Source organism: Aetokthonos hydrillicola CCALA 1050 (genome assembly GCF_017591665.1).
Classification (GTDB): domain Bacteria; phylum Cyanobacteriota; class Cyanobacteriia; order Cyanobacteriales; family Nostocaceae; genus Aetokthonos; species Aetokthonos hydrillicola.
The window spans coordinates 18,057-32,581 of sequence record NZ_JAAKGC010000079.1 but is presented as its reverse complement, the minus strand read 5'-3'; the positions used below and the strand labels follow the sequence as shown (position 1 = coordinate 32,581).

Sequence of the window (14,525 nt, the reverse complement as noted above, 5' to 3'; positions counted from 1 at the left end):
AAACATCATTACTCTTATGACTACACTTCTTACTACTAAACACTTTCAAGGGTAAGCTTTTAATGAACGGTGGGGAGAGAATCCCACACGAATGGCACGCTCGAAAAACCTAAAAAGGGGCTGACACGTTGACACGCTTAAAATTGTATCACCGCGTCCCCGTGTCTCCCCTCTCCGCGTCAATCTTAACCCTTAACGAGTGTGCCATTCGAGTCCCACACTCTCCCATCAGCCCATAAGATGACTTAGAACAACCTGATATCAGAGGGATGCAGCAAGTTCGTTCAATAATAGACTCCCATTTCTAAACACAGACCACCCATCCCCCACCAATACAGTTTCTATATCACTGATCTTTGCTAGTCTATGAACTGAAGTGACGGCTTGTTGGCGATCTGAAAGCTTGGGAGCAGGCAAAATCGTCAACTTTCCTGGTTGGTGCGATCGCACTAAGTCCCCTGTGATGAGAGTCGTTTTTTCTAGAAGTAGTGCCAACTCACCTGGTGTCTTTGAGCCATGTAACTCTATCACCTCTAACCCAGGTACCAACTGATTTCCCTCTGAAAGCCAGTTAAAACAAGGAATAGGAAAACTGTCTTGCTCAGCAGATGGAGCTGCAACTTGAGCATTAGTCACGTGAGAGATTTCCTTAGCAGCTCGTATATGGTCGGAGTTGGTAACCACGATCCACTTCACACTACCTAAGGAGTTAAGGTGTTCATGATCATGAGCGGATAAAGGTAATGGATCGATCAGGACATTCCCTTCTGGACGAATCCAAGCAATGCTATTGAAATCAATATTACGTTCTTTGTCAAACGAAGACCAGCTGTATAAGTCAGGACGGTGTAGTAATTTCATAGTACTTTGTTGAGCAGATAGTATACCTTTTTTTCTTCAGTTATTTTGATACACAAGGGAGGCTCACAATATTAAAATCTGGTAATCAAAAAATTAAGCTTTTCTTTTCCTATAGTAAACCCTGCTGGAGTTGTAATCTCACTAGCTGAGTCAGCCAAAAGGTGAATGCTATAGTTTTACAGGCATAAATCCTATTCGAAAACGATAGTGATCAATATCACAACATATTTGATACATCAAACACTTAATCAATTTTGATAAATTGTTACAAGTATCTTTAGATGGTTGAGATAAAGTCGTTCTAAACGTGTAAATTTTTTTGTCTTGTAGTATTGGCTGAAAAGTTAACTACTGATACAAAAAGCAGACGTCTTGTTTGCTAATTTACCCTGAAGAAGTAGACATATAAACAATATCCTTCTTCTTACAGCAGAGGTCGAAATCAACCATTTATTTGAGGCTAGAGAAAAGCTAGTAATTCGTATAGCTTTTTCAACTTTGCAAAGCACTGCTTATTATGTAAACTCAAAATTAACAAATAGCACTGCTAACCCGAGAAAGTGTGGAATTGGTGACAATTTATTGAAAAAATTGTATTTGCGTATACATTTTTTGCGCGAATGTTAAGTATTCGTATATTTTCTTCTTAATAACTATTAAACGATTCAAAAGATAATAAAATCTGTCAAAAGAGTGATGAAAAACGGGAACGCGCTCATAAATTACACGTCAATTTTCACTGTTTAGCCAAAAACTAAGTCTAAACAGCAGAATAATAGAGTAAATACTTACTTTGCTCTTAAAAATGTTATCTCATGCTACGTACAGCATAGCCACCAAAATATAGGATTTATTTAAGTCATGCAAGACTTATTATTTCATAACTCTCAACTCGATGAGGAAATACTTGACTCAACAGGCTGGAATGTGATCGAAAGAGAATTTCAGCCCGCTAAACAACATCACAAAGAAACTGTTTTCACCCTTGGGAACGGTTATCTGGGAACACGAGGAACATTCGAGGAAGGATACCCTAATGATTCTTCAGCTACTCTAATTCATGGAATTTATGACGATGTAGCAATCACCCAGACAGAATTAGTCAACTGTCCTAACTGGTTGCCACTTGTCATAAAGGTAGGTGGGGAACGCTTCCGCCTAGATAGTGGTGAAATTCTCCGCTATGAACGTCGGCTTGACCTACGCTTAGGTATAATTAGCCGCGATGTTAGTTGGCGATCGCCAACCGGCCATACGTTAGAATTTCACTTTGAGCGTTTCGTTAGTTTAGCAGATCAGCATGTTTTAGCGATTCGTTGTCAAATCACATCCGTAGACTTTGATGGTGAAGTCTCAGTTGAAGTTGCATTCCATTCAGATCCAAGTACTCAAGGGGTCAAACACTGGAAAACTCTCAATCATAATGGTGTCAACAACATCATCTGGCTACATAGCCAAACTATCCACTCAACCATACAACTTGGCATGGCTGCTAAGCTCGTGTTCGAGGGAGAAGATATTGCGCCTATACAGTTACATCACGCTGAATGTCCGAAACTCCAGACCAACTTTGTCATTCAATCAGGACAAACAGTATCTCTAGAAAAGATTGTGACCGTATACACGTCACGAGAAACTCCTACACCATCTGAACTAGCGCTGATTCGTCTAGTGACAATGCCTAGCTACACAACATTGCTAGCTGCTCATATTGCTTCATGGGAACAACAGTGGCATGACAGCGATATCCTTATAGAAGGTGATCTCAAAGCTCAACTAAGCGTCCGCTATAATCTCTTTCAATTACTCGCAGCAGCACCGCGTTATGATGATCGAGTCAGCATTCCTCCCAAAACCCTCTCTGGGTTTGAGTATAGTGGACATATTTTTTGGGACACAGAAATTTTTATTCTTCCGTTTCTCACTCTAACTCAACCAGCTTTAGCACGAAACTTACTTAGCTATCGCTACCACACTTTATTAGGTGCACGGAGAAAAGCGCAAGAAGCGGGATATTCTGGAGCTATGTATGCATGGGAGAGCGCCACCACTGGTGATGAGGTGACTCCTCGTTGGTTACGAACTGAAAATGGCGATATGGTGCGCATCTGGTGTGGTGATATAGAAGTCCATATCAACACTGATATTGCTTATGCTGCTTGGCATTACTGGGCTTACACAGGTGATGATCAGTGGATGCGTGATTATGGAGCCGAAATTATATTAGATACCTCCGTCTTCTGGGAAAGCCGGGTTGAGTGGAACGCACAACGAGAGTGTTACGATATTCGTCATGTGATCGGTCCAGATGAAAATCACGATCGCATCGACAATAACGCCTTTACTAATCTTATGGTGAAGTGGCACTTGCAGTCAGCTTTAGCACTTTTTGACTGGCTCAAGCAAGCTTATCCCAATGTAGCAACACAACTAGAAGACAAACTGAACTTGGTAAATCAACGCCTAGAAAAGTGGGCTGAGATCAGCAATAATCTGTTTGTTAATCACGATCACGAAACTGGTTTAATTGAGCAGTTTGAGGGTTTCTTTGATCTAGAGGATGTCAATTTAGCCGATTACGAACCTCGTACCAAATCAATGCAAGGTTTGTTAGGAGTAGAAGCAACAAGCCAAAAGCAGATTCTCAAACAACCAGATGTGTTGATGCTCCTGTACTTGTTACGGGATCAATACAACCACAAAACTCTTAAAGCTAACTGGGACTATTACAACCCTCGCACTGATCACAGTTACGGTTCTTCACTAGGTCCAGCAATCAACGCTATCTTAGCTTGCGATCTAAATCAACCATTAGAAGCATACACCCACTTTATGCGAGCAGCTTTGGTTGATTTAGAAGATGTGCGCCTTAACGCAGCTAAGGGAGTTCACGCTGCCAGTGCTGGCGGAGTTTGGCAAACCGTAGTTTTTGGGTTTGCTGGTATCCGAATGACTCAATTTGGTCCTGTTGCTTGTCCAAATCTACCCTCTGGCTGGACGCGCTTAAAGTTCCGCTTGAAATGGCGTAATGAGTTCTATGAATTTGATCTAGCTGGTAGTGAAAACACCAACTATATGCAACAGCATCTAGTAAGCAGCAATCACCAATCTACTATAGAGGCTGCTGCGTAAAGGCAAAAGTTCAATAGTTTATCGGTTACATCACACCACCGTTCGTTTAACAGGAAAAGGGGAAACATTGTAATTTCCCCTTTTTTCTAAGAATAGTAAAACAGTTATTAGGAACGCGCTTTTACTAAAACTTTCCTTGTTATCTGATAACTGATAACTGATAACTGATAACTGAATTGGTCACCCAAAAGCCGATCGCAACTCCGTACGAGCACTTTCCAAAGCTTCTGGTAATTTACTTGCGTCGCGTCCACCTGCTTGGGCAAGGTTTGGTCTACCACCACCACCACCACCGCAAATTTTTGCGATCGCTCCCACAAATTTACCAGCTTGCAAGCCTTTCTTGTTCACTTCTGGACTAAAAGCCGCAACTAAACTCACTTTTCCTTCTTCAGGAACAGAACCAAGCACCACTGCACTATTGTTCCCTAGTTTTTGCAATAGTCTTTCTGCTGCTGTTTTCAAGGATTCGGGATCAACACCCTCAAGTTGAGCAACGAGAATTTTATAATCGCCAACAGATTCAACTGTTTGCAATAAGCTATCCGATTTAGCGATCGCTAACTGTACTTTAAATGTTTCCAGTTCCTTCTCGGTTGCTTTGAGTTCGTTCTGTAAACTGGTAATGCGATCTGGAAGTTCTTCGGGTTTAACTTTAAAGCGATCGCTCAATTCCTTAACGACTTTATCTCGCACGTTCAGGTAATCTAATATTGCAGGACCAGAAACAGCTTCAATTCTCCTTACCCCTGATGCGATCCCAGCTTCCGAGACAATCTTGAAAACGCCTATTTCCGCAGTATTACTAACATGAGTCCCGCCACATAGTTCCATTGATACGCCAGCAAAGTCTATCACGCGGACTTCTTCGCCGTATTTTTCACCAAACATAGCAACAGCACCCTTTGCTTTTGCTTCTGCTATGGGCATAATTGCTACTTTGGCCGAATGAGCCTCAGCTATCCAGCTATTAACTTGTTCTTCAACTTGTTGTAATTCTTCTGATGTTAAAGAACGCGGACAATTAAAGTCAAAACGCAACCTGTCATAAGCAACAAGAGAACCAGCTTGTGATATTGAATCATCAACAATTTTCTTCAATGCTGCTTGTAGCAAGTGAGTTGCAGTATGGTTTGCCTGGAGACGACGACGACAAGCTTGATCAATTTGCGCGACTACAGTATCACCCACTCGGATCGTACCGCGTTCAACACGCCCGAAGTGAACAAAGAAATCAGATTCTTTTTTGACATCGTGGATTGAAACAACAACGCCATCACCAGAAAAATAACCGCGATCGCCTATTTGTCCACCAGATTCTGCATAAAATGGTGTTTTGTCAAGGACAATTTGTACCTCAGATCCTGCTTCGGCTTCTTCTTGTGAAACTCCACCTATAAGCAGTACTTCGATTTTTGCAGTAGTGACAGGTTGCGTGTAACCTAAGAATTCTGTGCTTTGAATATGTTCTGCCAGCTTGTCGAGACTACCTTGCACTGTTAAATCAATAGTTTCGTGTGCCTCCTTAGCACGTTCTACCTGACGACGCATTTCCTCATCGAAACCAGCTTGATCAACTGTAAGATTTTGCTCAGCAGCAATTTCTTGCGTGAGTTCTAGCGGGAATCCGTAGGTGTCGTAAAGGGTAAAGGCGCTTTCACCAGGGATTTCGGTTTTTCCTTGTTGCTGTAATTGTTGAATAATATCCTCTAGGAGTTTTTCACCGCGTTCTAGAGTTTTCAAGAATCGGGATTCTTCTCGTTGAAGTTCGGCTAAAATTGCTGTTTCCCGTTGACGAACATTGGGGTACGCGTCTTGTGAAAGAGCGATCGCGCTTTCAGCAACTTGAGTAGTGAACTCTCCAGAAATACCAATTAATCGCCCGTGGCGCACCACCCGTCGAATCAGACGCCGCAGTACATAACCTCGCCCCACATTCGAGGCACGAATTTCATCCGCTATCATATGGACAACGGCACGAATATGGTCTCCAATAACTTTCAAAGAAACTTTTGTTTTCTCGTCGCTGGTATTATAGTCAAGACCAGCAATTTCTGCTGCTTTTTTTATAATCGGGAAGATCAAATCAGTTTCATAGTTGTTGGGAACTTGTTGAAGGATTTGTGTTATTCTTTCCAAACCCATCCCAGTGTCAATGTTCTTACTTGCCAATGGGGTTAAGTTCCCTTCTGCATCCCGATTGTATTGCATGAAGACGAGGTTATAGAACTCGATGAATCGGGTATCATCTTCTAAATCTATATGATCGTCGCCGCGTTCCGGGTGGAAATCGTAGTATATTTCTGAACAAGGACCACAAGGTCCTGTAGGACCAGATGCCCAAAAGTTATCATCTGCGCCCATGCGTTTTATGCGCGCTTCAGTGACACCGATTTGATCTCGCCAGATAGCATAAGCTTCGTCGTCTTCTTCAAAGACGCTGACTACGAGGCGTTCTTTTGGTAAACCAAAGACTTGGGTTGATAGTTCCCAACCCCAAGCGATCGCTTGTTCTTTAAAGTAATCACCAAAACTGAAGTTACCCAACATCTCAAAAAACGTCTGGTGACGTTTAGTGCGCCCAACGTTTTCAATATCATTGGTGCGGATGCATTTTTGGGAAGTGGTGGCACGCTTGAATTCTGGTGTACGCTGCCCAAGGAAGATAGGTTTAAATGGTAACATCCCGGCGATGGTCAGCAGTACAGTCGGATCTTCTGGTACTAAGGAAGCACTGGGAAGGATTTGGTGTCCTCGCTGGGAGTAGAAGTCTAAAAATAAGGTGCGAATTTCGTTACCGCTGAGGTACTTGGGATAAAAAGACATGGGTGTTTACAAAAAAAAGTCAACATTCACCCTGCTATAATCAAGGGGATTGTTAGGAATATTTCCCCTCTTATATCCCAAATTGGGTTTACTGGCACACCCTTCGGGTATCTGCTTCTCTTGTTAGAGACGCAACGCGCAACGCGCAGCCTGCCCTTAGGGCTTTACGCGGCGCTCTATGAGGCAAACTAGTCTAACGCACTAGCTTCTCCAGACCCCGCTGCTCACTTTGTTGACCTAATATGGGCAGGGTATACCTAGTTAAAACCTCGTCAATTCGAGTGTAAGGCTTCTACCACGTATTCCACGGGCAGGTTTTCCATTTCTGGCACGAAAATTCTAACACATTTTCCAGGAATACGATTTTCTGAACATAAAGCCAATACTGTATTAGTTCGTAGTTGCTATCTGCCAGCAAGACAGCAGATAGCTCTCTTAGTTGTACTCGGAATAAGTCTATAGATACATTTATATCTAGATAACTATCTAACCTAGGTAGGATGAGTAAATATGTAAAAAGTATTAAACTTGGGGGGTTAGACTGACGCCGTCTATTAGTGTTACTTATGGCATTAAAGTTGAATGTTACCAATATATCTTGTGAGGATTGCGTAGCCAAAATTTCGGAATCTATCCACGTCATGGAGCCCGACGCGAAAGTAAATGTCGATATTAATACGAAAACTGTTACCGTAGAATCTAAAGCTTCTGAAGAGTCAATCAAACAAGCTATTGTTGCGTCTGGCTATCACATTGAAGGTTATCAATAAAATAACACTATATTCCTCGATACTTGACGAGGAAATTTAAAACTGGTTCATCTTCCGTTAAATTTAAAGTATCAGGGTTTGCTGTTTATATAATCGTCTCACAAGTGTTTTTACTGATGTCACGATAGCTGTCTCATCAAACTATGGTGGAGCTAAGACGCAAAAACTAATTGCAAAGCAACACAAGTAAGCAGTATAGATTTTTATAACTGTGCAGCTGTAACAGCCGCAGAAATAACTTTATAGTTATAAAGTTATTTGATAGAAGTATGAAAGGTATTTAAGTTTTCAGTATTACTGATATCCTGACACTAAATTGTTCATTTTTACTTCATTTATCTGTGCCTACTGATTCGGTGGAGTATTTGTGATATTGTTAGGAATATTTAAATTCTGTACTAATGCCCTAACCTCTAATAACTAAATTTACCAAAAACTTTAAGAAGTCAATCGAGATTCCGGGATTCTACTAATACTCTTGCTTTGGAGAGAGGGAAGCATAAAAACTTTATGTAATTGCTGGTTTACTTATCTCGGTTTTTACTAACAGATTGAGATTCGAGTATAATAAAACCTAAAGTTTTTACGTAGAAAAGAATTTAACACCATCGTTTCGTTAAGAATACTAGTGTTCAAACAACCATAGTTAATACATAAATCATGGAAAATACAGTAAGGTTTTTCATAATTTAAATATTATTCAGTATAAATACTGTTTAAAACAATAATCAAAAAGTAGACATTAGTTAGCATATATTCGAACGCAAGAGATGACAGTAAAGGATAATGATTAAGAGGTAAAAAAAAGTGGAAGTTTTTTAGGTATTGACAAAATAAACAATACAATATAGGAGTAAGAGGTTATGATAAAAATACTGGTTCACTATTAGCAAAAAGCATCAGTAGTTTTAACCAGGCTTATGTTATAAAAGTTGAAATAGGGCAAAAAACAAAGCAATGAATATTTCTATTCTGGTCTTTGGAAGTGATAGGTTCTTCGATACACTCCCGGATCAGATCCGTAATGCAACCGCTTTTAATGTGGAAGTACTTACGAATCTCAATCAAGTAATTTCCCGGATTCAAATCTCTCCGCCTGATATCATATTTGTCCAAGCTAGTTTGGACGGTAGTATAGAACTGTGCTGTTGGCTCAAAGACCAGATAAAACTATCGTGGATATACTGTATCCTTTTAGAGGATCGTCCTGAACTACTTACAAGTAAAAGTATCGATAGTATCGACTGGGAGGTGGAGATACATTCTGCTGTCCTTAGGCAAGGAGCTGATGCGTACATCTGGTGTATAGAAGATGGATTGTTGCATACCGGCTCAGTAAAAGGATGGCACCGTTTACTACTGGCGCAATTAACAGTAGGTTTGCGGAAAGTGCAGAAATATCGTGATCTAATACGGACAAACGATTTGTTATCAGCGATCGCCTTAGCTGATTCCTTAACAGAATTAAATAATCGTCGTGCTCTAGAGTGGGACTTACCGAGGCAAATTGAAAAAGCTCGTAACCACGGAAGCACGCTAAGTCTAATTATATTGGATGTTGACTACTTTAAAAAAGTTAACGATACGTATGGACATTTAGTTGGCGATCGCCTCCTGCAACTGCTATGTACTCGTATGAGGCATAATTTACGGTTTCAAGATACACCGTTCCGTTATGGAGGTGAGGAATTTGTAATTCTTCTGAGCAACACCACTTGCAATGAAGCTTTCATAGTAGCGCGTCGTCTTAATCGTATAGTCAGCGAGGAACCATTCGCAATCAACAATAAACTAGCTATTAATATCACAATTAGTTTAGGAACTGCTTGTTTAGAGCCAGAAGACGATTCTCAAGGAATAAGCTTGCTAAATCGAGCGGATCAATACTTATTACAGGCTAAAGCCAGTGGGCGGAATCGTGTCATCGGTTGTCATCAGCTCTCGCCTCACATCGTACCCACTAAGATAAGAACAGAGGAGAGGTTGGGAGTTATGGGTTAATTGCTTTTTGGCACTCTTCAACTGTTGCTCGTCGTCGCATCGCATTGACTAAAGCTTGATATGCATTCAAGTTTTCTTCCAGTAGGGTTTTCGCTTGAAGAAAGCAAAAGCGTTGTTTTTGTTGACAGGCTGATTCAGAAAACCCTAAACTCGTCAAAACTGTTCTCAGTTTGTTTTGATCGTCAGCGCCACCTTCAGCATTCTTAAAAACTAAAGTTTCAGCAACAATACCTGCCATCCAAATAGTGCAGTAGCGATTCAGCATTTGTTCGGTAATTGTGCCTCGCTCTAATTGGTGTGCTAATTCGTCATCATTAAAGCTGACACCACCTTGTCCTAATTGCCTTTGCTTGAATGCTTCCCAAGCATTGAGAGTATAACCAGAGATCGAAATGTTCAACAGCGAAGCAACTAGGAAATGTCCCGCTTCGTGGTGAAGTACACGTTCTCGATGTTCAGTTGAGAAACCAGCTATCCAATCTAAGATGAGATTACCCCCCTTACCTTGGAAGCTAAAAGCATCGATAGTCACTATTCCCAATATTGTAAACGTGGTAAGCGCAGGGATTACAGGGGATAAATGAAATAATGGTCCTAGTAGACTTGATAGCGTCACTAGGAAGATGGCGATCGCAGTTAGATTTATGGATGTCTGACTCATCGTTTCTTGTTTAAACAGTTTTTTGCCGCACGCACTATCCTCACTGGTAAAGAAATGTGGATGAGTTTTGCGGTTGTTAATACAACTTTATCTTTCTTAATTATATAAAGTTATTTTAGAGGGCGTAGGGTTTTGTGTGTAGCTCTTGCCTTTTTAGGAAATTCTTGGGTACTGAAGGCAGAAATTGCTTAAAATATGACATTTATGGACTGTGCTTTCCAGTAAAGCAAGTAGTCACTATTTAACCTCCTCTTGTCATGGAACATGAAGTATATACGTAAGATATTCTCCAGAAATTTGGGATTGTTTTTTGCGATTAGTACTCTCTTAGTAATGCTTCTAGTTCACAATGTCACTGTAGCTCAGCAGCAACCCAATGTAGCAACCTCTGCAGGGTTTACACTGGTAGTGACACCTAATGGACAAGGCAAAAATTGCACAGAATATGATCCCTGTAGCCTCGAGGATGCTCGTACAAAAGCACGTAGCCTAGCATCTTCAATGACTGAGGATATAGTCATCATGTTAGAAGGAGGGGTTTATCAACTAACCCAACCTCTCACTTTAACAAGCGATGACTCAGGACAGAACAATCATTTTATCGTTTACCAAGCGAAAGCGGGACAAAAGCCGGTAATCTCTGCTGGAATTCCCATTACTGGATGGCAGTATAGCCAACAACCAGGGGTAGTGATGGCCAATCTTTCTAATAATCGTATTTTTCGGCGGCTATATGTCAACGAGAAGCCTGCTATCCGGGCTCGACAAATAAACAGTGGAAGTTTCCTCCGTCTGCAAAGCTGGGATGAGACTAACAAAAGAATAGAGATCGACCTGAATGACATTGGCTATCACAATGATTTTACAGGGTGGGAAGTTACGGTGCATAGGCATTGGTCTTCAAACCATATGCGAGTGAAACAGATTACTGTGACATCAGGTAATACTGCGTTTGTTGAGCTACAGGAACCAGAAGCTGAATACGCTTTTTCTTTGCTGTTTCCTCCTCGAGAACCAAATCAGTCGTATTATTTCGAGAATGCCAAGGTGTTTCTGGATGCACCAGGGGAATTTTACCTTGATAGCAATGCGAAGATTGTTTACTATGTCTTACAAGCAAATGAAAATCCAGCAACCTTGAGTGCGATCGCCCCTAATCTTGAAAAAATTCTGACGATTCAAGGTAGACCAGATAATCCAGTACACCATATTAAATTTAGTGGTCTGACTTTTGCCCATGCTGATTGGCTAGAGCCTGGAAATAGCGGCTTTCTAGATATTCAAGCTGGTATTGGTGGAGATAAATACATGCCTGCTGGAGTTGAGGTTTCCAATGCTCACACTATCTCTTTTGATCAGGATACATTTAACCAGATGACGGCTTCAGGCCTTAACTTTTATAGAAATGTAAAAAATGTTACAATAAGCAACTGTATTTTTCAAGACTTAGGTGGTCAGGGACTTGCCCTTGATGCCCAAGCACAGAAAATAGGAGATACAGCACCCGTCAGCAATATTGCTGTTATTGGAAATACTCTAACCCGCACAGGACAGATTTACCCTGGATCCGTTGGACTGTTTGCTGGATATGTTGCCAACGTTACCATTGAGGGAAATGAACTCTTCGCCATGCCTTATACTGGGATAAGTGTAGGATGGGGTTGGTCTCCTTACGAAACCGTCATCCACGACAACATAATTAGGAACAACAAAATCCATCAGGTTATGCAGAGCCTAGATGATGGCGCTGGTATATATACCTTATCCAATCAACCAGGAACCATAATTGAGGGGAATTATATTTATGATCTTGTTAAATCTCCATTCGCCGAAAACCACCCCATTGTTGGAATCTATCTGGATGAAGGAAGCGATCACATAACAGTACAAAGTAATGTTATTCAGAATGTTCCAATGACCTATCACTTTAACAAGAATGGAAACAACAACACAATTAGGGGGTAGGGTGTTGGGTGCAGAACATTCATTTCATGAAACGCGAAGCGAGGGTTTAGGGAAGTTGAATTCCGTTTCAATTCCAATTTGCGCTACACCCTATTTTTGACACATAGGGTTCGCTGTATCTTGTATTCCGAGGTACTGAAGAGGCAAAAAGTTTATCGGGTGCATCTTTATAAAGTAAATATGAATTTTATATGTTTGTTTAAGTGGTTTTCTAGAGCGTCGTACTGCTAGTGATATAATCTCTAAATAAAATTTATATATTTTTAAGCAAGGGAAAGGGTTTTATTAAAAATAAAGTCTTTGTAGATATCGTCTTGAGTAAATAAATTCAGCATTTATATAGGAATCTCTAGGCAGAGTTAAAACTCTGTTGTTTGTTGTGTAGGTATAACCCTTTTATACGAAAGAATTAAATTTTATATTTTTGTAACTAGGAATTAATAAAAATGTCATTTCACTTTTTTCGGAGATATCCTCTCATCCCCTTATCAATAATAGTTGGGTGTTTAGCATTTGCAGCAGTGATTGTCCATTCATCTAAAACACACGCAGATAATGATGATACTGTAGCAAATTATCGCACAAGTTGGTTTGGTAACACGGCTACTGATCCCAAGACTGCTGTTCAAAGCTGGATTGAGAAGCTGATTGTCAAACCTGACGGTAGTGTTTTAACCGAAGCAAGCTGGGATGAATGGCATGACGGAAGAGAAAAGTCTATTTATAAAGATGGTAAACGGATAGGCGCACATAAAGAGACTGTTGACCCCTATCGAGTGGAGATAAAAGGTAAACGTTGGAGAATACAGAACCTAAATTTTCTTGGAGGAGACAGCATAGTTCAAGAAGGAACAGGCTGTAAAATTACTGATGCGGGGACGCCGAATGCTTTAGCGGTTACAAATAATAATCAATTGATGGTTGCTGACAACGGTCCAAGACAATATATTCGTATTTACGATGTCAGTTCCTGTACTCCTCGTCTAGTAAAAACTTTTGGAGAGAAAGGTGGTGTCTTTTCCCCTGGCAAACCCCAAGGTGTGGTTGAACCGCTACGTTTTTACGGATTGGATGGCGTTGGAATGGATGCAAAAGGAAATATCTGTGTTGGAGGGCACATTGTTGGGGGTGGGGGCTGGATACGCTGTTTGAGCCCTAATGGTAAATTATTATGGCAAGTTTATAGTGTGGGCTGGCTGTCTAATCCCGCCGTAGATGTAACAAGTGACGGCAAGGATTTTTACAGTTCTAGCACTATGTTCAAAATGGATTACTCTAAAACGAAACCAGGAGAGGAAGCAGGAAGTTTTCCTTACAAATTTACAATTAACATTTTTAAATACCCTAACGATCCGCGTATTGCTGTTTATTACATTGATAATAACGAACCAAAATTCGCACAACCTGCACAACTCAAGACAAAGAAAGGTGCACACTATGCAGTAAGACCTAATGGCATACTGTCCGTCAGAAAATGTCTAGGTCGTAAATATCTGTTTGGTACTGGACAAAATGGACCAGGAATGGCAGCTTTCAAGATGGATCCGGATGGGATATTTGCCCCGATGCCATTGTCGTCAGTTGTTGACATGCATAATTCTTGGGGTGTTGATGTTGATGACAATTGTAATATTTGGTCTGCTAATGAAGACACTAGACGAGAGATCGTTATGTATAAGCTTCAAGGAGTGGACAAGCAGGGTAATTTGGTGTACAGCGGTAATGCTACTCAAAGTTTCTCGCCACCGTTTGGAGATCTAAACCTAATAGGGCGCATTCACTATGATGCAGCTAAGGATGTTCTCTATCTTACAGGCTTTACCAATCAGAGACCAAGGCAATATGGTTGGGGACAAGTTGGATCTACAATGTATCGTTGGGACGGATGGCTTAAAGGTTCACGGCGTCTTCATCGTGGTTATCCAGTTATGTTTCCTCATGTCAAAGTACCAAGACAAGGAGAGAAACCGGCAAACGGGAAGGAACCAGACGAAGATGTTGAGAAGTCAATCAGTTACCAGTCAATTTCTTGGGCTGGTAACCATGCATTTGCTACTTTTAGCAGCCGTAGTCCTAAAGGAGAAAAAGGAGTAAGTACTGTTTATAATCTTGACAATGGGCAAACTGTTGGTTCGCTTAAGCCAAAAAATGTGTTTTTTGAAGGTTGGGTTGACCTAATCAATTCTAACAGTGCCTTCAAACGTTCCAACGGTGAGTATATTATATCGGTTGAAGATGATGTGCTCAACAAATACATACTCTATCGTTGGTGTCCATCAGGGAATTGCCCACAGAAGAAATAATTCCCG

The 14,525-nt window shown here is 40.9% G+C and carries 8 protein-coding genes; 5 read left to right on the top strand and 3 right to left on the bottom strand.

Annotation, left to right across the window (positions count from 1 at the left end; all coding sequences use genetic code 11):
• Positions 1–261: 261 nt before the first annotated feature.
• Positions 262–861 (bottom strand): MBL fold metallo-hydrolase, encoded by a 600-nt coding sequence (locus G4P69_RS27900; protein ID WP_208345237.1) that lies wholly within the window; start codon positions 859–861, stop codon positions 262–264.
• 861 nt (positions 862–1,722) lie between these two features.
• Here G4P69_RS27900 and G4P69_RS27895 point away from each other — a divergent pair.
• Complete coding sequence (locus G4P69_RS27895) at positions 1,723–3,993, top strand: glycoside hydrolase family 65 protein (RefSeq protein ID WP_208352624.1); 2,271 nt, start codon at positions 1,723–1,725, stop codon at positions 3,991–3,993.
• Positions 3,994–4,173: 180 nt separating this feature from the next.
• Here the strand turns inward: G4P69_RS27895 and alaS are convergent, their stop codons facing one another.
• The gene (gene alaS / locus G4P69_RS27890; protein WP_208352617.1) at positions 4,174–6,819 is read right to left on the bottom strand and encodes an alanine--tRNA ligase; all 2,646 of its coding nucleotides are present in this window, start codon (positions 6,817–6,819) and stop codon (positions 4,174–4,176) included.
• Between the two features lie 566 nt (positions 6,820–7,385).
• Between alaS and G4P69_RS27885 the strand changes: the two genes are divergently transcribed.
• Together G4P69_RS27885 and G4P69_RS27880 are read left to right on the top strand one after the other, a co-directional pair.
• Positions 7,386–7,589 (top strand): heavy-metal-associated domain-containing protein, encoded by a 204-nt coding sequence (locus tag G4P69_RS27885; RefSeq protein ID WP_208345594.1) that lies wholly within the window; start codon positions 7,386–7,388, stop codon positions 7,587–7,589.
• A 957-nt stretch (positions 7,590–8,546) separates the two neighbouring features.
• Positions 8,547–9,590, top strand: coding sequence for a GGDEF domain-containing protein (locus G4P69_RS27880; RefSeq protein ID WP_208352614.1), 1,044 nt, complete (start codon positions 8,547–8,549; stop codon positions 9,588–9,590).
• Here G4P69_RS27880 and G4P69_RS27875 read toward each other — a convergent pair.
• Positions 9,580–10,251, bottom strand: coding sequence for an ATP-dependent Zn protease (locus tag G4P69_RS27875; RefSeq protein WP_208352608.1), 672 nt, complete (start codon positions 10,249–10,251; stop codon positions 9,580–9,582). The genes G4P69_RS27880 and G4P69_RS27875 overlap by 11 nt on opposite strands.
• A 333-nt stretch (positions 10,252–10,584) precedes the next feature.
• Here G4P69_RS27875 and G4P69_RS27870 point away from each other — a divergent pair, with 333 nt between their 5' ends.
• Together G4P69_RS27870 and G4P69_RS27865 are read left to right on the top strand one after the other, a co-directional pair.
• Positions 10,585–12,216, top strand: a complete 1,632-nt coding sequence (locus tag G4P69_RS27870) for a right-handed parallel beta-helix repeat-containing protein (protein WP_208352605.1) — start codon at positions 10,585–10,587, stop codon at positions 12,214–12,216.
• A gap of 446 nt (positions 12,217–12,662) precedes the next feature.
• The gene (locus tag G4P69_RS27865; protein ID WP_208345083.1) at positions 12,663–14,519 is read left to right on the top strand and encodes a hypothetical protein; all 1,857 of its coding nucleotides are present in this window, start codon (positions 12,663–12,665) and stop codon (positions 14,517–14,519) included.
• Positions 14,520–14,525: the final 6 nt, after the last annotated feature.

Bases quoted from the DNA above. Each gene is read 5' to 3' on its own strand.
- G4P69_RS27865 (WP_208345083.1), top strand. From the start codon at position 12,663: ATGTCATTTCACTTTTTTCGGAGATATCCTCTCATCCCCTTATCAATA.
- G4P69_RS27870 (WP_208352605.1), top strand. From the start codon at position 10,585: ATGCTTCTAGTTCACAATGTCACTGTAGCTCAGCAGCAACCCAATGTA.
- G4P69_RS27880 (WP_208352614.1), top strand. From the start codon at position 8,547: ATGAATATTTCTATTCTGGTCTTTGGAAGTGATAGGTTCTTCGATACA.
- alaS (WP_208352617.1), bottom strand. From the start codon at position 6,819: ATGTCTTTTTATCCCAAGTACCTCAGCGGTAACGAAATTCGCACCTTA.
- G4P69_RS27885 (WP_208345594.1), top strand. From the start codon at position 7,386: ATGGCATTAAAGTTGAATGTTACCAATATATCTTGTGAGGATTGCGTA.
- G4P69_RS27875 (WP_208352608.1), bottom strand. From the start codon at position 10,251: ATGAGTCAGACATCCATAAATCTAACTGCGATCGCCATCTTCCTAGTG.
- G4P69_RS27895 (WP_208352624.1), top strand. From the start codon at position 1,723: ATGCAAGACTTATTATTTCATAACTCTCAACTCGATGAGGAAATACTT.
- G4P69_RS27900 (WP_208345237.1), bottom strand. From the start codon at position 861: ATGAAATTACTACACCGTCCTGACTTATACAGCTGGTCTTCGTTTGAC.